Origin of the sequence: Micromonospora sicca (assembly GCF_003172935.1) — a bacterium.
Lineage (GTDB): Bacteria > Actinomycetota > Actinomycetes > Mycobacteriales > Micromonosporaceae > Micromonospora > Micromonospora sicca.
Window position 1 is genome coordinate 14,599 of the sequence record NZ_QGKS01000226.1, and the last position, 21,444, is coordinate 36,042.

General features: G+C 66.3%; 18 protein-coding genes and 1 pseudogene. 10 read left to right on the forward strand and 9 right to left on the reverse strand.

Features of this window, described 5'->3' with window-relative positions; translation table 11 throughout:
* Positions 1–279 precede the first annotated feature (279 nt).
* The gene (locus tag DKT69_RS15665; protein WP_161557852.1) at positions 280–1,188 is read left to right on the forward strand and encodes a DUF3592 domain-containing protein; all 909 of its coding nucleotides are present in this window, start codon (positions 280–282) and stop codon (positions 1,186–1,188) included.
* Positions 1,189–1,629: 441 nt separating this feature from the next.
* Here DKT69_RS15665 and DKT69_RS15670 read toward each other — a convergent pair whose 3' ends face one another.
* Positions 1,630–1,947 carry a hypothetical protein gene (locus DKT69_RS15670; RefSeq protein ID WP_109802290.1) on the reverse strand — a complete coding sequence of 106 codons (318 nt, stop codon included), beginning with the start codon at positions 1,945–1,947 and terminating at the stop codon, positions 1,630–1,632.
* 209 nt (positions 1,948–2,156) lie between these two features.
* Here DKT69_RS15670 and DKT69_RS15675 point away from each other — a divergent pair, with 209 nt between their 5' ends.
* The 3 genes from DKT69_RS15675 to DKT69_RS37765 all read left to right on the forward strand — a co-directional run bounded on the left by DKT69_RS15675 (position 2,157) and on the right by DKT69_RS37765 (position 11,306).
* Positions 2,157–2,426: a hypothetical protein gene (locus tag DKT69_RS15675; RefSeq protein WP_146231096.1), complete on the forward strand. Its 270-nt coding sequence runs from the start codon at positions 2,157–2,159 to the stop codon at positions 2,424–2,426.
* Between the two features lie 820 nt (positions 2,427–3,246).
* Entirely contained in the window at positions 3,247–10,794 is a 7,548-nt protein-coding gene (locus DKT69_RS15685; protein WP_161557853.1) for a ricin-type beta-trefoil lectin domain protein, read from the forward strand.
* An 89-nt stretch (positions 10,795–10,883) separates the two neighbouring features.
* Entirely contained in the window at positions 10,884–11,306 is a 423-nt protein-coding gene (locus tag DKT69_RS37765; protein WP_368666254.1) for an SMI1/KNR4 family protein, read from the forward strand.
* Positions 11,307–12,065: 759 nt separating this feature from the next.
* On the opposite strand, the gene DKT69_RS15690 is transcribed toward DKT69_RS37765, so the two are convergent.
* Complete coding sequence (locus DKT69_RS15690) at positions 12,066–12,290, reverse strand: winged helix-turn-helix domain-containing protein (protein ID WP_109802293.1); 225 nt, start codon at positions 12,288–12,290, stop codon at positions 12,066–12,068.
* Between the two features lie 331 nt (positions 12,291–12,621).
* Here DKT69_RS15690 and DKT69_RS41080 point away from each other — a divergent pair.
* Positions 12,622–12,978, forward strand: a pseudogene (locus DKT69_RS41080) (hypothetical protein); the annotation flags it as partial.
* The gene (locus DKT69_RS15700) at positions 12,975–13,220 is read left to right on the forward strand and encodes a hypothetical protein (protein ID WP_109802294.1); all 246 of its coding nucleotides are present in this window, start codon (positions 12,975–12,977) and stop codon (positions 13,218–13,220) included. The pseudogene DKT69_RS41080 and the gene DKT69_RS15700, both read left to right, overlap by 4 nt.
* Positions 13,221–13,347: 127 nt before the next feature.
* Here the strand turns inward: DKT69_RS15700 and ltrA are convergent, their stop codons facing one another.
* From ltrA to DKT69_RS15725, 5 genes are all read right to left on the reverse strand, one after another.
* Positions 13,348–14,775 (reverse strand): group II intron reverse transcriptase/maturase, encoded by a 1,428-nt coding sequence (gene ltrA, locus DKT69_RS15705; RefSeq protein WP_109802295.1) that lies wholly within the window; start codon positions 14,773–14,775, stop codon positions 13,348–13,350.
* 1,022 nt (positions 14,776–15,797) lie between these two features.
* Positions 15,798–16,133, reverse strand: a complete 336-nt coding sequence (locus DKT69_RS41410; protein ID WP_236647942.1) for a hypothetical protein — start codon at positions 16,131–16,133, stop codon at positions 15,798–15,800.
* A 222-nt stretch (positions 16,134–16,355) separates the two neighbouring features.
* Positions 16,356–16,949, reverse strand: a complete 594-nt coding sequence (locus DKT69_RS15715) for a DUF6924 domain-containing protein (RefSeq protein WP_109802296.1) — start codon at positions 16,947–16,949, stop codon at positions 16,356–16,358.
* Positions 16,950–17,823: 874 nt separating this feature from the next.
* Positions 17,824–18,030, reverse strand: a complete 207-nt coding sequence (locus DKT69_RS15720) for a DUF397 domain-containing protein (protein WP_109802297.1) — start codon at positions 18,028–18,030, stop codon at positions 17,824–17,826.
* Complete coding sequence (locus DKT69_RS15725; protein WP_109802298.1) at positions 18,027–18,914, reverse strand: helix-turn-helix domain-containing protein; 888 nt, start codon at positions 18,912–18,914, stop codon at positions 18,027–18,029. The genes DKT69_RS15720 and DKT69_RS15725 overlap by 4 nt, the downstream gene beginning before the upstream one ends.
* 295 nt (positions 18,915–19,209) lie before the next feature.
* On the opposite strand from DKT69_RS15725, the gene DKT69_RS15730 reads away from it, so the two are divergent.
* The 4 genes from DKT69_RS15730 to DKT69_RS15745 are packed head-to-tail and all read left to right on the forward strand — an operon-like array spanning position 19,210 to position 20,330.
* On the forward strand, positions 19,210–19,389 hold the full coding sequence (locus DKT69_RS15730) for a hypothetical protein (protein WP_109802299.1): 180 nt from the start codon (positions 19,210–19,212) through the stop codon (positions 19,387–19,389).
* A 23-nt stretch (positions 19,390–19,412) separates the two neighbouring features.
* Entirely contained in the window at positions 19,413–19,637 is a 225-nt protein-coding gene (locus DKT69_RS15735; RefSeq protein WP_146231098.1) for a hypothetical protein, read from the forward strand.
* A 1-nt stretch (position 19,638) separates the two neighbouring features.
* On the forward strand, positions 19,639–19,932 hold the full coding sequence (locus DKT69_RS15740; protein WP_236647943.1) for a hypothetical protein: 294 nt from the start codon (positions 19,639–19,641) through the stop codon (positions 19,930–19,932).
* On the forward strand, positions 19,929–20,330 hold the full coding sequence (locus DKT69_RS15745; RefSeq protein WP_109802301.1) for a hypothetical protein: 402 nt from the start codon (positions 19,929–19,931) through the stop codon (positions 20,328–20,330). Before DKT69_RS15740 ends, DKT69_RS15745 begins: the two co-directional genes overlap by 4 nt.
* A gap of 297 nt (positions 20,331–20,627) precedes the next feature.
* Here DKT69_RS15745 and DKT69_RS38345 read toward each other — a convergent pair whose 3' ends face one another.
* Together DKT69_RS38345 and DKT69_RS15750 are read right to left on the reverse strand one after the other, a co-directional pair.
* Positions 20,628–20,777: a hypothetical protein gene (locus DKT69_RS38345; RefSeq protein WP_161557854.1), complete on the reverse strand. Its 150-nt coding sequence runs from the start codon at positions 20,775–20,777 to the stop codon at positions 20,628–20,630.
* Between the two features lie 125 nt (positions 20,778–20,902).
* Positions 20,903–21,444 (reverse strand): IS3 family transposase (locus DKT69_RS15750; protein WP_109802302.1); only part of this gene is annotated, 542 nt, incomplete at its 5' end.

Consider the following 21,444-nt stretch of genomic DNA (forward strand, 5'->3'; position numbering starts at 1 on the left):
GAGCAGACCGCCGCCCGGCCCGCCAGCGTCCGTACGTGCGTCAAGGTCCGCTTGACGTGGCGGACCGGGCGGCGGCCCGCTCCACGGAGGGCGGGTCGGCGGCAGACGGGATGGCAACCGGCTTTGCGGGTGCGGGTTCGCATCCCTCCCGCCTCACCAACGGCGGGGATGTTGCGAGCATCAGCGATGATCTGCGGTGGTTGACAAGGAGTTCAGCACGTGCGGGGGCCTCGCCTACGTCGACCCCGGTGTGGCGGGACCAGAGGTAGGGGTACCAGGGTGTACGACGTCAGGAAGCAGTACCGACCGCCGACGCGGGTCTGGGTAGCGGCTGCGCTGCTGGGCGTCGTAACCCTGGTGGGAGGACTTGTCCTGTCCAGTCTCCTGAGCCAGGAGATCAAGGAGCGGATCTCCGCGGGAAAGGTTGTCGTGGGGCAGGTCACCTCGGTACAGGTGATCCCCGTCGGCAAGTACAGTCCGCCGGTACGCATCGAGGTGCGTTACGCGTACCTCGGGGTGTACCGCGAGGCGGACCTCTTCGACGACTTCCCCACCGACCGTTACGCCGTGGGGCAGGAGGTTGAGCTGTTCGTCGATCCGGATGACCCGACGAAGCTCGCCACCCGGGACGGACTCGCGAGCAACGGGTTCCTGGTCATCGCCCCGGGCGGGATGATCGGCCTCGGACTCTTCGGCACCGTCGCCAGTCCGATCGCTGCCTGGCGATGGTGGCGTCGGTACTGGGGGTTCACACCCAGGCCAGTGCGCGGGCTGGCCGTCGACGTGATCCTCGGGGAAGACCATCTGATGACACCCTGGGGGAGGTCGGCCAAGAGCGCGGCCGAGGAGATTCGGCGAGCGGGTGCCACCGTCTATTCCCCGCTCCGGCTCTGGATGGTCTTCCTGGCCGAGGGCGAGGGGATACGGCCCGGCTTTGTCGGCGTCCGTCGTGCGGCTTTCTTCACCCGGCAACGCCGGCTCGTACTGGAAGCGGTCCTCCCGCAGGAACTGGATGTCCGGGCCGTTCGTCAGCGCATGCTGGAGCTGTTGAACCAGGGAATAGCTGAAGCGGAAGACCTCGCGCGGAGCCGTCAGCTCGCTACCCAGCTGGACGCGCTCCGGACGGTTCAGGAGTCACTGTCGGTGGGAGGTTCACCCGGTTCGTCGGGTGGCTCGCCGGAGGGGTGACACCGCACTCGTTGCCGCAACCCCCAGCCGCCCCTACCCCGGACCTCCGAACTTTGGTCATGCCAGCTTTGTAGGGCAGAGGGTGTCTCGGGCGGGCGTTTGCTAAGCGGGTGCCCAAAGATCATCGGGCACAGATCCGGCAGAACCGAGGGCGGAAAGACATGCGAGACGTCGAGAGACGCCGAGGATCCCAGGCCCAGGCCCAGGTCAGTGGTCGCTTGGTCCAATTTCGGCCGATCCCCGGCCAACGGCTTAGGGGTTCAAGCCTCAGCCCCACGTGGGCCCGTGCCCGATCCGTGCCCGATGCAGCGGTCAACACCGGCCAGCGGAGGTCCATCGCAGAGCTTGGCCGTGGTGCCCGTGATTCCATGACCAGCGAGCACTACGGCCGTATGCCGCGATCCAACCCGATTCCCAAGCTGACAGTTCAAGTTGATCAGGTCACGCTCGCCGCTCTAGTTGGTTGGGGCGGACCCGGAATTGGGTGGTTCCGTCCTCAGCCTCCACGTGGTCCGGCAAAGTGCTAACGACGAGGACCTGGTCCTCCTGCTGACCGACGACACAGCACCTCACGAACGCCGGCCGGGGGAGAGAAGCGCCAGGAGAGATGCCGTCATCCACGAAGAAGATCGGGACCTTGTCGACGAAGAACCACGTTCGTCCGTCGGCGTCGACCAGGCGCACACGGACCCTCCGCGGCCAGTCTTCGTCGATCCATGCGATCGCCTCGCAGCGCAGCAGCCTGGCGGAACTCATCACCGGGCTGATCCTGCCAGGTCTCACCCTTGGTCGGCACGCGACTGTCTGGGGCACACAGGGGGCACGAGACACTGTCAAACGTTGTCGACCAGTGAGCAGCCCTCGCAACCTGCGACGCCGTGTGAGCAGGCGTCGAGCGCTGTTCCCGCTGGTGAACCAACCACGGCTCGCAGTTCCGCTTCAACGTCTGAGCGACATGGCATGCGGGCGTGTCAGATGATCCCGTCTTCACGGCAGTGCTCGACAGCCTGCTCGACTGTCTGGCGTTCTTCGAGCTATGCGACGACGAGACACTCCACCCGGACATTGCCGCTCAGCAGCTCGAGGACGCGGCTGACCGCCTCAGCGGCCTGGAGCCGTGCGACCGGGCACGTCTAGCCGCAGCCATCGCAGCCAGAGCAGAGAGCATCCGGCCGCAGTACCGCCAGTTTGTGGAGGAGGCGCCGGAGGCGTTCGGCCTCCTGGACGAGGACGACTGACCCCAGCACCGCCGCCCAGCTGTCGACAGCAACGGTGACAGCAACCGGCGCGGACCGAGCCACCCAGTAAGGACCGACGCCGGACTGTGGTCCGAGGCCAGTGACGCCGACGGACCCCGCCGGACAGAGCGCCCAGAACTTGTAAGCGAGGCGTCAGGACCGGGCCGAGAAGTCGGCCAGCAACCCACTGTGGATCACGCCTGACGCCTGGTGGCGCGGTCCTCTCCGAGTCGCTCTTCATCGCTGTGCATCTACGCGAGGAACTCCCGGCCGCGTCACTCGACCACGACCGACCCCGCCGCCGGCGGACCGTGGCCAGGGTAGCCGGCACGTACTACTTCGGCTGGCTAAAGCACACCCGCCCCGCCGGCGGCTGCACCCGCCCGATCCGCCTCTCAGGCACCCTCGAAGCCGTCAAGGCCGACACCGGCCACGTGGCGCGCCTGCTCCATACCGACGAGCTGTCTGACCGGACGCTCTACAAGGCATCCATGCATGCGCCACGGATTGCCCGAGTAGTCCTGATATGGCTGTAGTTTTCCTCCGTCACGACGGGTAAGGACGTAGATTTCTTGCTGGTGATACTCAAGATACTTTCTGCAGGTCGGCCTGATCATGGCTCTCGCCAGGCCTAACGCCGCTGCGTAATCGATGATGTTCGCTATTGCCGATGGTCGATTACCTGCCGTAGCGTGCCCGCAACTCTTCTTTGTCGAGGTGGGGAGGGCTCGTTATGGGGCGCACGGGGGTTCGGCGGCGGCTGCGTGTGGGCTGGCGATCCGGCTGGTTGACGAGTCTGGCGACGAGCAGGTGTTGGCCGGTGTTGGCAGTCGGGGTGGTGTTAGCGCTGACGGCCAACTTGCTGACGCAGGTGCCAGCGTCGGCCGCGCCGAAACCCAAGCCGGCCGGCCAGTCGCAAAAGCCGGTGCCGACTCGCAAGGTGAAGCCCCGGGCGGCGGCGAAGGCCCAGACCGACGGGCGCGGCATCACCCGACTCGGGAACAGTGTGCTGCCGAAGGCCGGATCGGCGACGGTAGCGGTGTCCGGCCGCAAGGCCAAGGTCGGAGAACTGCCGGTCGTGGTCAGTCCGCTAGCCCCCGTCTCGGTCGAGGATGAGCAGCGGGCTATCAGGCAACCAGAGCTGACGCCGACGTCGGTGACAATGCGGGTGCTGAACCGCAAGGCGACGAAGGCCGCGGGCGTCTCCGGAGCGCTGCTGAGCGTCTCCCGCGCCGACGGTGCTCGCGGCCCCGGGAAGGTCCGCCTTGCAGTCGACTATGCCAGGTTCGCCAACGCTTACGGCGGGGATTACGCAGGCCGGCTGCGGTTGGTCGCCCTCCCCGCCTGCGCGCTCACCACGCCGGCCGATGCACAGTGCCGCGTCCCCCGGGACCTGGCAGCGGTGCGGGCGGGGACCACGCTGACCGCTGACGTGACGTTGGCCGGGGCTGAGGGCGCGTCCGTGCTGGCGTTGACGGCCGGTTCGTCGTCCGCTGGCGGCACCTTCCAATCGACGAACATGTCGCAGGCGTATTCATGGGCGGCCGGCAACCAGAGCGGCAGCTTCACCTACAGCTATCCACTGCCGATTCCGCCAGCCGGTGTCGGCCCGCAGCCCAACCTCGCGCTGACCTACGACAGCGGCCGCGTGGACGGGCAAACCTCGACGCAGAACGGCCAGACGTCCTGGGTCGGTGAGGGCTGGGACCTGCAGATCGGTTACGTCGAGCGCTCGTATCGGCCGTGTTCCCAGGACGGGCTGCAGAACGTCAACGACCTCTGCGCGTTCTCGCCCCACAACGCGACTCTCGTGTTCGCTGGAAAGGCCTCACCGCTGGTGCGTGACAACACCACGGGCACCTGGCGAGCCGCCAGCGACGACGGGCTGCGCATTGAAAAGTTCGACAGCACGAACTGGCCGTACAACATCAACAACGGCGACAACGACAACGAGTTCTGGCGCGTCACGACGCAGGACGGCGTGCAGTACTACTTCGGCGTCAGCAAGCGATACAGCAACGATAACGAGAGCACCAACTCGGTGCAGACCGTGCCGGTGATCGGCAACAACCCCGGGGAGCCGTGCCCGAACGGCTGCAGCCAGGCCTACCGGTGGAACCTGGACTATGTCGTCGACCCGCACAACAACTCGATGACCTACGGCTACACCAAGCAGCAGGGAACCTATGCGGGCGCCGCAACCTCCACCACCTATGACATCGCCGCGCAGCTGGACTACATCGACTACGGCGACCGGGTGGGCAACGAGCACGCGCAGCGGGCGCCGATGCGGGTCGAGTTCGATGTCGCCGAACGCTGCAACGCCGAGCCGTGCCTGAACGCCGACGGTACCCCGATCCGTGACAAGTACCCGGACACCCCGTGGGACCTCTACTGCGAGGTCGGCCTGCCGTGCGGGAACTTCAGCCCGAACTTCCTAACCACAAAGCGGTTGGCGGCAATCCGCACGATGGTGCTGGACGAGAGCGTCCCACCCCAGTGGCGCACCGTGGATGAGTGGAAGCTGACGCACACCTACCCCGACACCTACGAAGCCAATACCTCGCCGCACCTGTGGTTGCAGTCCATCGAGCACACCGGCCATGGCGTGGACGGCGCCACCAAGACCGAGTTGAAGATGGAGTTCGGTGGCACCAGGTTGGCCAACCGGGTCGACTCTAACCCAAGTGCCGGGGTGCCCCAGTACATGCACTACCGGCTCACATCCGCAACCAACGGCAGCGGCGGCAACACTCTCATCGAGTACACCAACCTTCCCGAAGGGGGCGTCGCCTGCGACCCGACGTGGGCTCCCATCCCCGACAACAACCCGTACCTCTGCTTCCCTCAACGGCACCACACCGACAACCCCGACCCGAACAAGGCAGGCGGCTTCGCCTGGTTCAACAAGTACCTCGTCAATAGGGTGACGCAACGGGATCTCACCGGCGGCTCGCCCGACGAGATCACCACCTACAAGTACGTCAACACGGCCTCGTCCGACAGTGCGCTGTGGGCGCATGACGTGAACGAGAGTGTGGAGCTGCTGTACCGCAGCTGGTCGGTGTGGCGCGGCTACAGCAGCGTAACTGCGACGAAGGCGACGGCCTCCGCACAGACCATTAACCGTAACATCTATCACCGCGGCATGGACGGGGACGGGAAGACGACCGGTGACGGCACCGGGGTTGCCTGGTACGAGCGCGAAGCGGCCCTGCTGACCCCCATCGGTACGCCCGGCCTCGACGGTGCCATTTCCGGCCAGGGTGGTAAGTGCCTGGACATCAAGCTCCGGGGCACCGCCAACGGAACCCTGGTCCACATGTGGGACTGCTACGACACGTGGAGCCAGGTGTGGCAGTGGCAACCCGACGGCCACATCAAGAACCCGTATTCAGGCAAGTGTCTAGACATCGCCGACTACAACACGGCCAACGGCGCGACCGTGCAGATCTGGGACTGCGTCGCCGGCAACTGGAACCAGAAATGGCAGCCCCAACCGAACGGCAGCCTGAAGAACCCCAACTCCACCAAGTGCCTCGACATTTACAACTTCAGCGCCGCAAATGGCACCAAGGTTCAAACCTGGAGCTGCGGCGGCAACTGGAATCAGGTGTTCCAGCCGCAGGCCAACCAGAGCCTACTCAACCCGCAGGCCAACCGGTGTATCGATGTCGCTAATTCGGCCACCGTCAACGGCACGGTCATCCAAGCCCGGCGATGCAACGGCGCCGCCAACGAGGTGTGGCAGGTACAGACAGACGGCAAACTCAAGAACCCCAACTCCACGCGTTGTCTCGACATCAAGGGACCCAGCACCACCACCGGCAGCCTGATCCACCTGTGGGACTGCTACGCCACGTGGAGCCAGGTCTGGGAGCAGCAGCCCGACGGCAGCCTCAAAAACCCGCAGTCCAACAAATGTCTCGACGCCAGCCCGGACGCGACGGGCAGCGCCAACGGCCAGCTCGTGCTCTACGACTGCGATGCCACCCGCATCACCCAGAAGTGGACCAACCGGTTCAACGACGCGGACGGGCTCAACGGCTTCCTCCGCGAGAGCATCGACCTGGACGGCGCCCAGGTCGCCGCCTCCACCATCCACATCCCGGCCACCACTCAGACCGGCATGCGGCCGACGCCCGTGACCGGCGGGCAGGACCTCTACGCCCAGCGGGTTACCGAAACCAGCACCAGGACTCGTACCTGGATCGCCGCGGACGGAAAGTGGCGCTGGACCGAGGCGCAGGCCAGCTACGACACCTACGGTCTGCCCACCGACACCCGAGACCTCGGCGACATCTCCACCGCCAGCGACGACACCTGCCTACGTGCGGAATACGCGCGCAACACCACCGCGTACCTCATCGCCTTTCCCTATCAGACGACCGAGTACGCCGGCGCTTGCGGCAGCGCGACCATCCTGTTCCAAAGCCGCACCTATTACGACACCAGCACCACGCTCGGCACTGCCCCCACGAAGGGGGAAAAGACAAAGAACCAGTCGCTCGTTAAGGCCCCGGACACCTGGGCTATCACCGAGGCCACCTACGACCCGCGCGGCCGCCCGGCGACCAAGAAGGACGCCCGTGGCCTGACGACCACCACCGCGTACAACCCGACCGAGAATCTCCCGCTCAAGGGGATCACGGTCAGCAAGCCCATAAGCCCACAGCTCAACCACGTTGTAAAGACCGACTTCGACCCCGGGCGCGCCCTGCCCACCGTGGCCATCGACCCTAACGGTAGGCAGACGGTCACCGATTACGACCCGCTCGGCCGCCGCGCCGCCGTCTGGCTACCCACTGAGAAGAAGTCCGGCGGCGACCCACCGTCGATGAAGTACGCCTACGACATTAGATCGGATGCGCCGAGCAAGCTGACGACCCAAGCCCTGCAGACCCGGCCCACGGCGACCACCGGCCCGGTCTACCTCACCTCATACCAGTTCCTCGACGGCCGCATGCGGCCACGCAACAACCAAAGCATGGCGCCCGGCGGCGTCGGTCGGATCATCACCGAGACCACCTACGACAGCCGGGGCCAGGTCGCTACGGAAACGGGGCCCTACTACAACGTAAACGCCGCGGGCAGCGCCTTGAACTCCGCGGCCGCCGCGGACCTGCCATCCCGGAGCGTCTACAGCTACGACAACCTCGGCCGCACCACGGCGGAGGCACTGGAAGCGAACGGCGTCGAAAAGTGGCGCAACCGGCACAGCTACGACGGTGACCGCCACACCCTCATCCCCGCCTCCGGAGGCAACAGCACTACCTACTACGACGCCGCCGGCCGCACCACCCGGCTGACCGTCAACCCCACCACGGGCACGTCAGAAACCACCACCTACGGCTACAACACCGCCGACGAGCTCACCACAATCACCGACGCCGCCGACAACATCACCCGCTACGGCTACGACCTGGCTGGCAACCGCACCAGCGTTCAAGACCCCGACACCGGCAGCAGCATCTCCACCTACAACGCCATGGGCGACCTGCTGTCCACCACCGACGCCCGCGGCCAAAAGATCTCGTATCAGTACGACGCGCTCGGACGCCCGACTGTGCGGTGGGCTGGCGACGTCGTCACGGGAACGAAGCTGACGACCTACCTGTACGACGGCGCCAACGCCACCAACGGCATCACCGCCGCCACGGGCATGCTGACGTCCACGATCCGCCACGTCGGCAACGCCAACTACGTCGTCGAACCCACCGGCTACGACGACCGCTACCGGCCCACCGGCACCCGCTGGATCATCCCCCAAGCCGAAGGCGACCTCGCCGGCACCTACACCGTCAACTACGGCTACGACTCCGCCGACCACCTGACCACCCTCACCTACCCGGCCAGGGCCGGCCTGCCATCGGAAACCCTTACCACCGGCTACGACACCCTCGGCTACGCCACCACCCTCACCGGCGTCAACAACTACGTCACCGCCACCGGCTACACCACCACCGGACAGCTTGCCTCCCGCACGTATGGCGATCCCGGGGCCGGTCAACTGATTCGCAACTACAGCTGGGAATCCGCCACCGGCAGGCTCTCCACCATCTCCGCCACCCTGCCCGACCCGGCGCTCCCCGGAACCCGCAAGACCGTCCAGGACGACCTCTACACCTACCAACCGGCCGGTGACATCGCCTCGGTCAAGGACCGCACCGACGGCCAGTCACAGTGCTACCGCTACGACGGCCTGCACCGCCTCACCGAGGCCTTCACCGCCACCGACGACTGCGCCGCCAACCCCGTCGACGTCGCCGCGACCGGTAAGCAGCCCTACTGGGACAGCTACACCTTCGACACCGCTGGCCGACGCGCAACCGACACCCACCAAACTGGCACCGCCACCACCAGCCGCACCTACACCTACCCCGCCAAGGGGCAGCCCCAGGTCCATGGCATGGCGTCTATCGCGGTGACCGGCAGCACCACCCGCACCGACACCTTCGCCTACGACCTCGCCGGCAACATGCGCACCCGCACCGTCGCCGGCGTCAAAACCGACTACACCGTCAACGCCGAAGGCCGCTTCGACACCGCCACCGTCACCGTCGGCACGGGCACCGAACAGACCAAGCACCTGTACGACGCCGACGGCACCCTTCTAATCCGTACCGAACCGACAGGGAAGAGCCTTTACCTCGGCGGCGAGGAACTCCGCCTCGACGGCAAGATTGTCACCGGCACCCGCTACTACAGCCACGACAGCGCCGCCGTCGCCGTCCGGACCAAGGACGGGCTCGACTGGATCGCCGCCGACCACCAAGCCAGCGCCAACCTGATGGTTGACCCCCTCACCGGGGCCCTCCAACGACGCTGGTACACCCCCTACGGAGCCGACCGCGCCGGCGCCGCCGGCTGGCCCACCGACCGCGGCTTCCTCAACGCCCCAGCCAACACATCCACCAAACTCCTCGACGTCGGCGTCCGCGAATACGACCCCGACACCGGCACCTTCATCGCCCCAGACCCCCTCGTCGACCCAGCCAACCCGAACAGCCTCAACCCCTTCGCCTACGCACACCACAACCCCATCACCCTCAGCGATCCCACCGGACTAGCCCCCGGATGGATGATGGGAATCGCCGGCGACGGTGAGCTGAGCGACGCCGACAAAGCCATCATGGTGACCGTCGGTACGGGCGTCGTCGTCGCAGCATTCTGCTTCGGCACCGGCGGGACGGGTTGCCTCTTGATGGCTGCCTCAGCCATGGTCGTAACCGGCATCGCTGCCGCATCCGCCCCGGAGGGACAGCGCTTCCAGGCAGCGCAGGACGGGGCTGCTGCCGCCGTGGTGGGAGTTGGCGTTGGGGCCCTACTCGTCAGAACCGGCGGCATCATCGCCAGCGCCCGATACCGAACCCTGATCGCCGTCGCCGCCGCGGGAGCCTCCGAAGACGCCACCTACCAGGCTCTAGCCACCGGAGAAGTTAACTGGCGGCAAACTGCGCAGGCCGCAGCGATCGCCGTTGGCTTCTATTTCGGCGGCAAGATAATCGGCAAGGTAGCCGGCAAGCTTCGTAGGGGGGTGCCCTGCGACCACAGCTTTGCCCCCGCAACCCCTGTCCTGATGGCTGACGGCACCACCAAAGCCATAAAGGACGTGGAGCTCGGCGACAAGGTCCTGGCAACCGACCCGGAGACGGGCGCTGCTGAGGTCAAAGAGGTGGAGCAACTCCACCTCAATCACGACAGCGAACTGACCGACCTCACCGTTCAAGTCGAGGACTCCACTCCTCCTGCCGACGGCGGCACTAGCAGCGCGGCGGCAGTCCTGCACACCACACAGACCCATCCTTTCTGGGATCAAACCCTCAACGAATGGGTCGAGGCGGGCCACCTCGTCGTCGGACATCGACTGCAGACCAGCGACGGCGACACCGTCACCGTCACCAAGGTCCGCAACTACACCGGCGGGGCCGACATGCACGACCTCACCGTCGCCGACATCCACACGTACTATGTGGTGGCTGACGCCACCCCAATCCTCGTACACAACTGCGGCCGCGAATATGCTATTACGAAATACAGTGACAAGGCTCCGGGAATGGAGCAGCACCACGGCGTCATGGATGCGTGGGCAAAGCACAATATTCCGGGCTATAAGTCGCGTGCAGCAGATTCGACAACGATTCAGCTTTCGAAGGCAAATCATGACGCAACGAAGGCTGTGTATCGCGACTGGCTCGAAGCGCGAACCGGCAGGCGTGTCGGTGCGAAGGTGGACTGGTCGTCCGTTTCATCCCGCGAAATATTTGATCTCTCCGAGAGGATGTTTGACGCTGCCAGCGTTCCGCAGAAAGCTCGGGATGCATACTATACTGCCTTCGACAGATACATTCACGGGCTCGGGTCGTAGCAGTGGAGAAGGGAAGCATCTCAGTGGGAAGCATCAGCAGCCTTCTTGAACGGGCTTCGCGGACTGCAGATTGCTCGATTCGGCCTCCTGTGGCGACACCTGTAACTCTCCCGCCGGGGCTTTCGCTACCGTCTGATCTTGCGGAGTTCTATGAGAAGTGTGGCGGGGCATCACTGTTTGCGACCTCGCCGTACCCGGTGGAGATTCTGTCGCCTGATAGGGTCGTTCCGGCCAACATTGCCATTCTTGGGGAGGAGTTTCCGGATGACCGTTCTTCGAAGTGGGTCACCCTGGCTGCCCTGCCTAACGGTGATTTCATTAGTATTGACCTAGATCCCGATCGGCTAGGACATTGTTACGACAGTTCGCACGAAGTGCATGGCATCGTTGGCTCGTGCGCGATTGTAGCCATGTCATTTTCTCGGTTTTTCGAATCGGTCTTAAATGCTGAAGGCGGCTATTGGTTCTGGTTGGAAGACGGATTCTCCTACCTCGGTGACGCGTATGACTAGCTTTGGCCGAATAGCTGGAATTGAAGTCCGAGGTTCCGCGACTTGTCTGTGCGAGACCCGGCCACCAGGGCGTCATGGCCGACGGTTTCACTAAGGACATCATGAAGTGGTAGGTCGTAGGACGAGGCTGACCCCTGCATGACCCCAACATCGCGCTAGAACAGCACAGTGGGCCAGGCCAGTGGCGGGCTGCTGCCCAGATGGCGACTATTGACCAAGAGGCAGCGAGTGTCCTCTTAATCCAAGGGTCGTCGGCGGGCCGAACGTGTAAGTGGCTGTCGACAGCAACGGCGGCAGGGTGACAAACCGAGTGACAACGGGACGGGCGCTGAGGTTCCAGCGCTAGAGAGGAAGCCCGAGGGAACAGCTGCAGGAGTGCGATCTCGCGACCGTGGGGACCACGCGGGGACCACACGCAGTCAGCGCGAGCGCACTGACTGCGGACCACTGAACCGCCTAAGATAACCCGGAGCGCGCGTGACGTGCGGTAACGCTTGACCCCACGTCCTGGGGGTCAAGGGGCGGACGAGGACCAGGGCTAGGCCGTCGCCAGGCCACCAAGGGGGGCCCGGCATCAGCCGTTGACATCAACGGTGGCGGCCGGGGCCGGACGAGTGCGCACGGCTGCTTCCGACGAGCCGCACCCCGTGGAGCCCAGCGGACGTAGCGACTCTGGCCGGAAGCGCATTACAAGCGAGGGGTCACGACCCGTCAGCGAGCGGGTACGGTCGGCTGATCGACTAGATCGGCACCCTGGGTCTATCGGGGGAGTGGGTTCGCGACGTACACACCCTTGCCTTGCCGGCCGTCGATCAGCCCTTCGGCTTTGAGGATGAGCATGGCGGCCCGGATGACGGTGTTGCTGACGTCGTAGTGCTCGCACAGGGCGGCGAAGGATGGCAGCTTGTCGCCCGGCTTCAACTGGCCGGAGCTGATCTGCTCGCGGATATCCCGGGCGACCTGTAGGTATGCGGCTTCAGACATCGGTGGTGCTCCCAGCTTGGCGGCTGGTGCAAGCAGATCACACCGCAGACCCGACTCACAACGCTATGTGTCACAGCTGTTGACCCTGCGCACATTGCGTCCTAAGTTGCTTGTGGGGCTACCCAGCTTGGCGGCCGGGTGTCCTGCCGTGGGTGCTCCGTCTCCGAGGAGAGTGGCCGGGTGCCCACGGCTCCGCCAAGGCGTCGGCGGGAGGCGTTGTGACCAGACGGAGTGATGCAGCTGGTTGGACCGCAGCTGCGGGCCGCGCCCGGCGGAACGCTGGCCATCTTCAGTCGTCAACCGGCGATGAGGGAGTTGACGGCAACCGACGGCGCGTCTCCTACGACGAGTACGTCCTGGCGGTCGCGATGACCCTTGCGCGGCGGCATCGGCCGGTCTGGTGCTGGCGGCGGTGGCGGCGGGTCTGCCGGTGCGGAGCCGAGCTGCCGTGTCGCGCACGGCATCGGATTCCGATCAATCGTGGCCATTGGCCGGGGGAGGGGGAGCAGTGAACGACGGGCAGGAGCAGGCCATCCTCGCGGTTCATATCCGTGGGGTCGATGGCATGTGCGCCGGCTGTCGCGCCTGGTGGTCGCGGCTGGCGCCGTACCCGTGCTGGCAGGTGGATTGGGCGACCAGGCGGCAGGCCCGGACGATCACCGCCCGGTTTCTTGTGGGTGTGCGGTGACCACCCACGGCCCGGTCATGCCGATCTGGAGCTGTGGAGGCTGCGACCTGCCTTGGCCCTGCCCGACCCGGAAGCGGGAGCTGCGGGCCGAGTATGCGGACGCTCCGGTGTCGCTCGCCCTCTACCTCGGCAGTTATCTCGTCCAGGCCACCGAGGACATGCCCTGGACGCCGGCCGGCGTGCTGCACCGTCGCTTCCTCGGCTGGACCAGGAAAGCCGACCGGTCCCCGCCAGCAGTGTGAGGTCGACCCAAGGCGCGGTGCTGGTGTTTCAACCGGCCCGTTTCCTTGGGTCGCCTCCCGAACCCGGCGTGCCAGTCGTCCTGGCACCGGGCTCTCCACAAGTCCCGTTAGGGTTTGCCGTGGTGGTCTATCCCGTGGCCGTCCATGGGGTGGGGATGGCTGTTCCCCGGTAGCGGTAGCGCGTGGTGCGCATCTTGTCCGGGTTGAACAGGCCGATTTCCGGTGTGGTTGGCCACCATCCGCCGTTGCAGTAGCGGCGGCGGATGGTCTTCACTGTGATCCGGCGGTGTTTGCGTCGTGCCCATCGCAGGAACCGGTCCAGGGTGTAGCTGGCCAGGTCGGCGAAGGTGGCGGCGGACACGCCGGGTTTGAAGTAGGCGCACCAGCCCCGCAGCGCCGGGTTGAGCTGGCGGATGAGGGTCTGGAGCGGCTGGTTGACGTTGCGCCGGCAGATCGTCTTCACCTTGATCGTCACCGCTTTGATCGCTTTGCGGGACGGGTAGGTGTAGATGTAGCGCCGGTTGGTGCCTCGCTTGCGGTGGCGCTGGATGCGCCAGCCGAGGAAGTCGACACCCTCGTCGATGTGGGTGATCTTCGTTTTCTCCGCCGACAGGCGTAATCCCATCGGGGCCAGGACCGCCGCCGCGTGCTCGCGCATCTGCTGCGCGTGTTCGCGGGTGCCGGAGACCATGAGCAGCCAGTCGTCCGCGTAGCGGATGAGCCGGTAGTTGCCCAGGCCTTTGCGTCGGCGGGTGGCCCGCTGGCTGGGGGTGCTGCCCGGCCCGCCGGGGGTCTGGGCGATGTGTTCGTCCAGCACCGACAGGGCCAGGTTGGCCAGCACGGGGGAGAGGATCCCACCTTGCGGCACCCCGGTGTTGCTGTCGCGCAGCGTCCCTTCCTGGCCGAGGATGCCGGCCTTGAGGAACGCCTTGACGAGGGCCAGGACGCGCTTGTCTCCGATCCGTTCGCGCAGCCGGTCCATCAACGCCGGATGCGCGATCTCGTCGAAACACGCCTTGATGTCACCCTCGACAACCCACTCATACGAGCGGGTCGCCAGGTATCGGGCCTCGGCGATCGCGTCATGAGCCCGCCGGCCGGGACGGAAGCCGTAGCTGCACGGCAGGAAATCCGCCTCCAGGATCGGCTCCAACACCAGGGTCAGGGACGCCTGGACCACCCGATCGGTCACGGTCGCGATCCCGAGACGGCGCTGCTTACCGCCCGCCTTCGGGATCATCCGCTCCCGCACCGGCATCGGCCGGAAACTGCGATCCTTCAGCACGGTTCGCAGGCGGTCGAGGAACTCCTCGACCCCCAGCACGGCCTGCACGTAGTAGGCGCTGCGCCCATCCACGCCGGCCGTCTTGGCGCCCTTGTTGTGCCGCACCCGATCCCACGCCACAAGCAGGAACGCGGGATCGACGACAAGATTGAACACATCGTCAAACCGGCGATGAGGATCATCACGGGCCCAACGGTGCAGCTTCGTCTGGATCTCCAGTACCCGACGGCGCGCCTCATACGTGGCGGCCTCCAGCTCGTCGGTATTCACCAACGCCCTCCCGGCATTCCAGCATCTCCACTACGGACTTGCTGGCCCCCTTCGCCATGTGCCACGGCTTTCCCGGGCTCGGACTACTACGAGGCCTCCGCCCCACCCAACGGCCGACAGTCGGCGACGGACCTGCCCTCCCAACCAGACCGGCTGCCTGACGGGTAGGGCGACCGCGGATGGTTCCCACGTTCACCGGATCATCGATCGGCCAGATCGGCGCTCAGCTATACCCCGGCAGCCTCGCCACGCCTACGCCGTAGACCTTCAACGTGGCCTCCCCACCGTCTGCTGCACACGGCTTCGGAGTTGACCCGCCAGCCGGCAAGGTCACGCACTGCACCCCGGCCCCTACCCACCAGATTTGAGCCGGCACCCTTTACGAGGCTTCAACCACTGATTCACTCGCGTTACGCACCCTGGCCTCGCTAGCCGAACCCGCACCGTCTGGCAGTACCAGCACGTCCCGGCATCGTCGGGGCTGCTTCCCACCCTCACCGGCATCCCCCGGATCAGGCTGCCCCCAGCTTCGATCAGGCCGCTACGACGGCCCAACGGAGAGGGACTCTCACCCCTCTCGACAATCCAGCGCCTCGTGGCGCACACAGCAGCGAAGTACAGCAACTGTGCCAGCCGAACCGGCCCGAGAAGCGCGTCAGCAGGCCGTTTGACCTCGTATCGAGCCCGATCCGACCCGCTCGCCGAGAGTTCACACCGAAGAGGTCACTGGTTCGATCCCAGTATCGCCCACCAAGAATATGTGCAGGTCAGGAGCCCGGAACCGGAAATGCCGGTAACGGGCTTCTTGCCGTTTGCCCCCTACATTGGGAGCAGATTGGGAGCAGCCCGATCCCCGCGACGCGGACGATCACCAGCGGACATGAGGTCTTCGCGGCTGGGTGGAGTAGCGCTGCGGCAGGTCAGGGCTGACGCGGCTGGATGAGCCGCCCGCGTGGGTCTGGCTCCGGCAGGCGCCCGGCCGTCAGTCCCGTTTCTGTGGGGAGCCGGTGCGGGAGCCGGGTTCAGTCACCGGCGGCGCATGATGGCGTAGACCATCCTGCTGCTGGCGAACTCGGAGAGCTGACAAGTTCCCAGCCGAACTGCTCGAGCACCTCGGCCGCCGCCACCGCCTGGGTGACCTGGTCGACCGAGCCGGCTGCCAGTAACCCTGTGGACACTGGTGCGGCTGCCGTCCTGGTGCCCAAGCAGGCGTCACCGGCGACCAAGGCAAGCGAGGCGAAGAAGTCCAACCGGGCGTCGGGCGCTGGCACGACCCGCAGCCGAGCGGGCAAGCCGAAGGCCGCAACGGGCGCCAGGGCCACGACTACGGCGGCGAAGGCCACAAAGTCGACCGCCAAAGGCCGCTCCCTCCGCCGGCGAGGGACGGGTGTACCGGCGCTCACCGGCCGATCTCGAAGCGGTCTACCAGCAAGCCGGGAGTGTGGCTGCAGTCGCCGACCACTACAACCTGCCCCGGCACACTGCCCAGGGGTGGATCCGCACGCTGCGTCGCCGGCAAGCCGGGCCAGTTTCTGAGTAGAGGAACCTGGTACCGGGAATGAGCCAACAGGGGTGCCGCTTCAAGGCGCGGGATAAATCCTGACGGCGGGGGCCGTCAACGTGCTGCGACAAGCTGTCGGTCTGTCGTCTCCGGCGCGGGCGGCCGGTACTGGTAGACCTTGTGCCTCGCTCTCCAGTCCGCGGCGTGCCCGATTCGGCGGGCCATCGACCTCTCCTTCACGGGCCTTGTCATTCACCCTCGAAGCCGCGGACCTGCCGGACTCGTCGGCGGCATCGGCAGAGTCGGCGAAGTCCATGTTCGTGATGGACATGTTGGCGGAGACTTCGGCGTACCAGCGGGGCGGCACCCGGAAGGTGCGGCCGGGCTCGTCGTAGAGGTCGACGGCGAGCAGCGGGTGTTCGTCGTCGCCCATGGTGGTCGAGTCGGCGAGGAACAGGTAGGTCAGCTTGTCGTCATCGTCCGCGTCGGCATCGGCTTGGACCAGGGCATGGATGCCCACCCCGGCGTACTGAGGGTCGCTGACGAAGGTCGCGTCGGGGTAAGGGTCTCCGGCGATGAGGGCGGCTTTCAGTGCGTCCCACGCCGCGTTATCGGTGAAGTCGGTACGCAGGACCAGCGACGTGAGGTCTTCGGGTTGGGGCAGAGGGGTCACGACTGCGATCCTTTCAGCCCGTCGCCGCCGCCGAGATTCTGACGCTTCTTGCCCTCGGTCTTCCGATCGCCCTTGCCGTCCACTCACCAGCCTCCTTCCGCAACCTCTCCTGAAACCTGAGACCATGCGGCATGCGAACACGCCTACGGATGGTCAGGGTGACAACCAGGCCGGTTCAGGTAAGAGAGACAGCCGCTGTCGACTTGCCACAGAGTGCGGATGCGGTGTGGTCGTTCATGTGGGAACCGGCATCCTGTCTCAAGCTCTTCGACACGGCGGAAGTAGCCGTCTCTCTCCCAGGTGGGGAGGGAATCGGCGAGATTCAGGCTTTCGTGGAGCGGACTGCGGGCGGGCGAGTGGGTGTGCTTCACGAGGTGATCGAGCTCGACCATGGCCGTCGTGCCGTGACCCGTAGCCTTGTCTCCTGGTGTCCTAGCTGGGGGGCAGTCACCGTCGAGGCGCTTGGGCCTGACTCATGTCGTCTGACTCAGACGTTTTGGGCAGATGTTCCGGCGGGCGTACCGCCAGCGACGGAGAAGCAGATGCGCGACGAGTTCCGGCAGCGGCTCGAACCGATGATGCACCGGCTAGCTGAGTGGGCCGTTGGTCGACTCGGATAACCCCGATGTGCGGTGAGGGCGTACGGATGTCGGGTCTCACGACGTGAGTGACCCGTCCGGCTAGACCTTCTTCGTCTGACCAGGACCGGATGGTCGGCGAAGGCGAGCAGGGCGCAGAGGCCGCCCGCTCGACTCCAGGCGAACACCTGGCACCAGGGCATGCGAGGACGGGCAACCTAGTGGTGGAAGCAGCCGAGACTCCGAAGCACGCTGCAGTCGCCGACAGGCGTGTCACACTCGATGGCGTCACAGGCCTACCGCTGCGTGAACTGGCCATCCTTCGCGCCGGCCAGGAAGTTCATCCAGCCCTCACGACCGACGAGCAGTGCCGGACCGGTCGGATCCTTGCTGTCCCGGAGGGCCACCGCGTCGACGAGTTCGGCGACCTCGACGCATTGGCCGTTCCCGCTGGACCGGCTGCTCTTCTTCCACCGGGCGCCGGACAGGTCGACTGAGGTCATCCCGTACCTCCTTCCTGGTTGATCGCTGCAGCTTGCTCCTCGATCAGCTTGATCGAGCTGGCCGGGTCGAGCGCCGTGGCGCGAAGGTGTTCGAACGTGGTCGCGTAGCGGCGGACGTCTGCTTCCCGTTCGAGGAATAGGTCGCCGGCCATGCTGTCGACGTACACCAGGGCGGGGTCCGCAGGGTCAGGGAAGTCCATGACGACGAACGAGCCGGGCATGCCGGCGTGGGCGCCGCTGGCGAACGGGATGACTTGAAGCGTGATGTGCGGCTGGTCAGCCGCACTCGTCAGGGCCTCAAGCTGTTCGACCATGATCGTTCTTCCGCCGGTCTGACGGTGCAGGACGGCCTCGTCGAGAATCGCCCAGAGTCGCAGCGGCTCGGTCTTGCGTAGCGACTCCTGCCGCTGTATCCGCGCCTCGACTCGGGCTTGCACGTCGGCGTCGGTGGCCAGTGGCAGGACACCGCGGATCACGGCGTGGGCGTAGTTCTCGGTCTGCAGTAGGCCGGGGACGAACAGGGACTCGTAGTTGCGCACCGAGCGGGCTTCGGCCTCGAAGCTGATGTAGGTCGTGTAGAGCTCGGGCAGTTCCGACTCGTACGCTTGGAGCCAGCCCAGCTGCGCGGCCTGACGCGACAGGGCGATGAGTTCGGTGCGCTTGTCCTCGTCGGTGACGCCGTACTTGTCGAGCATCGCCATCAGGGTGCGGCGCTGCGGGCGGACCTTGGCCGTCTCGATGCGGTAGAGCGTGGCGGGGTTGATGCCGGTCTGGTCGCTGACCTCCTCGCGGGTGAGGCCGGCGGTGGTCCGCAGTCCGCGCAGCTCCGCCGCGAGCCGCCGGAGGCGCACGGTGGGTGGCTGCCGTCGAGCTGACAACTCCATGTCCCTTCGCTCCTGTCGTAGTCAGAGTGTGCCTGCCGTGCGGATGCAATATCCAGGCAGGTCGGGCAGGTGAATTACATGCGAATGCAACCCTTGCATTATCCCTAGTGCGGTAGCACGATGTGCAGGAGCATGCCAGGCCGGTGCGGCACAGGGAAGCCGCCCAGCTGCGGCGACGGGCCCGCGCTCCCAGGGGATCGTCGTCATCCGGCATGCGGGGGAAGCCTTCGCGAGGGGTGGCCGGCACGCGCTGCGGCTGCTCCTCGCGAGGGCCAAGTCAGGGAGGCAACGCGCAGTGGTCCCATCCCTCGTGCTGGTGGCGGTCGCGGCACTCGGCTTCGCCGCCGGCCTGTTCCTGTTCAAGGTCAAGTCCCGATGGTGCCGACGGTGCGGCTCGGTGTTGAACTGCCCCGACTGCGGCGGCCGCAGGTCCCGCCCGTATCCCGGCCGCGCTCGATGGACGGGCTGGCTGTGAACCGCACGCCGGTTACTCCGCGGGTGTCCGTCGCGCCAGGCGACCTCGTGCAGCTCAGCGAACCGGACTACCAGTACGGCACTGGCCCGCTCCGGCTACGGATCACCCGGGTCCGCTTCGACCTCAGCACCTGGTACGACGGCCGGTGGGTGTGGCTCGAAGGCATCGAAATCCGCGTCGACGACCAAGATGGCCGGTTGCGCCAGGTGCTGGTCCGAGTCTCCGCCCTACCGAAACCGGAGGCATGACGTGGCCGCCACCGTCTACCTGTCCGCCGCTGCCGGCGATCAGCTCACCGTCGCCCAACAGGTGCTTGACGACCACGTCACCTCCAGCGCATCCGGGTACTGCCTGCGCTGCCACCTCGTCGGGCCCTGCCCCACCAGCGAGCAGGCCGCCGCCACCTTCGCACGCTATGGCCGCCTACCCCGCAGGACCCCCGGCGCCACCCGCCCCGAACTCATCAACGCCCGCCGACTCGCCGTCCCACCGGACCCATCTGGTGCTCCCACATCTCTCTTCACCCGGAGGTACGAACCGTGACCCTGCCCGATGTCGCCGCCGCGCTGCGCGGCACACACACCTCGATCACCCAGCAACAGGACCTGACCAAGGTCGTCATCGAGGACGCCGAAAACGCCCGAGCCGAGTTCCGCGCCCTCACCGCCGGGGCCACCAACCCACTGGTCAACCGCGCGCTAGGCAACTACGCCCAAGCCATCAGACTCCGCGACGGCTCATGGCTGCTCGCCGAGGCCGGCGGCATTCTGGCCGAGTACGCCCGAACAATAGGCATCGAGCTCCCGGCGAAACAGCCATCGGCCGGACGGCAGGCACCCGACCCGGCTCGCGATGGCCAGATGGAAGGTGACACCGGGACGCCCGTACAGCGGACCGAGCCGGACGACGAGCCGTCAGCCTCCGACGCAGAACCGCGCTAACCCGGCGACGCTACCGGTCGCGGACGTGCTGGTCGCCGATCCGCCGGAGTAGCCGTGCACTCGTCGGCTTGTCGCTGAGGAGGTCGCGCTGCGCGGCGCGGGGCGGGTGGGCGATGGAGCCGACACGTGCCGGCGCACCACATCAGCTTGGCAGTCAGGTCGCCAAGGTAGGTGCATTGAGTGGTGGGACCATCCATGTGTTCGCGCACTAAGCGGGCGGTGGCGCCCAGCAGCGGCGCGCCGAGCGCGGCTCAGAGCAAGACGGCGGCCAGTCTCACGAGGGTGCCGTGGCGTCGGTCATGGCTTGCGGCGCAGTACGCCGACGGCCAGCCACTGCACCAGGGTGGCCGCGAGGTGGACGGCGGCCTCGCCCTCGGCCTGGCTCTGCCGGCGGGAGTTTGGGCTGCCGGCGTGCCGGGATTGCCCCTTCCACAGCAGGGCCAGCATCTCGATTAGCCGGTCGGGGGTCGCGGGCTGCCCGCTCGTGTCGCCGATGGCCAGCTCCCACTGGGCGGCTTGGTTGCGCAGGTCCCGGATGACAGTGTCAAGCCCCGGGTTTGATGGAGAGTTGGTTAGCTGGTTTCCAGGGACGCGGTGACCGGATGGGTCATCACGTGTAGTTGCTCGTGCTCGGCGGGCGGGACGTGTCCGAGCTCGCCGTGCAGGCGCCGGTTGTTGTACCAGTCGATGTACTCGACGGTGGCCATCTCCAGGTCGTCGAGCCCGCGCCAGGGCCCCTTGTTGCGGACGAGTTCGGCTTTGTAGAGGGAGTTGAACGCCTCGGCCATGGCGTTGTCGTACGAGTCGCCCTTCGAGCCGACTGAGGCGACGGCGCCGGCCTCGGCGAGCCGCTGGGTGTAGCGGATCGCTCGATATTGGACTCCCCGGTCCGAGTGATGAACGAGTCCGCCCAGGTCAGCGCCCTGGTTCTCGCGGCGCCAGATCGCCATCTTCAGCGCGTCGAGGGCCAGGTCGGTGTAGAGCGAGGTGGACACCTGCCAGCCGACGATCATGCGGGAGTGCACGTCGAGGACGAACGCGGCGTACACCCAGCCCACGCTGGTGCGCACGTAGGTCAGGTCGGCGACCCACAGCTGGTTCGGATGTTTTGCGG

Coding starts and splice junctions, on each gene's coding strand:
- DKT69_RS15690 (WP_109802293.1), bottom strand. CDS start 12,290: ATGTCTGAAGCCGCATACCTACAGGTCGCCCGGGATATCCGCGAGCAG.
- DKT69_RS38345 (WP_161557854.1), bottom strand. CDS start 20,777: ATGCTGGCCCTGCTGTGGAAGGGGCAATCCCGGCACGCCGGCAGCCCA.
- DKT69_RS15720 (WP_109802297.1), bottom strand. CDS start 18,030: ATGACCTCAGTCGACCTGTCCGGCGCCCGGTGGAAGAAGAGCAGCCGG.
- DKT69_RS15725 (WP_109802298.1), bottom strand. CDS start 18,914: ATGGAGTTGTCAGCTCGACGGCAGCCACCCACCGTGCGCCTCCGGCGG.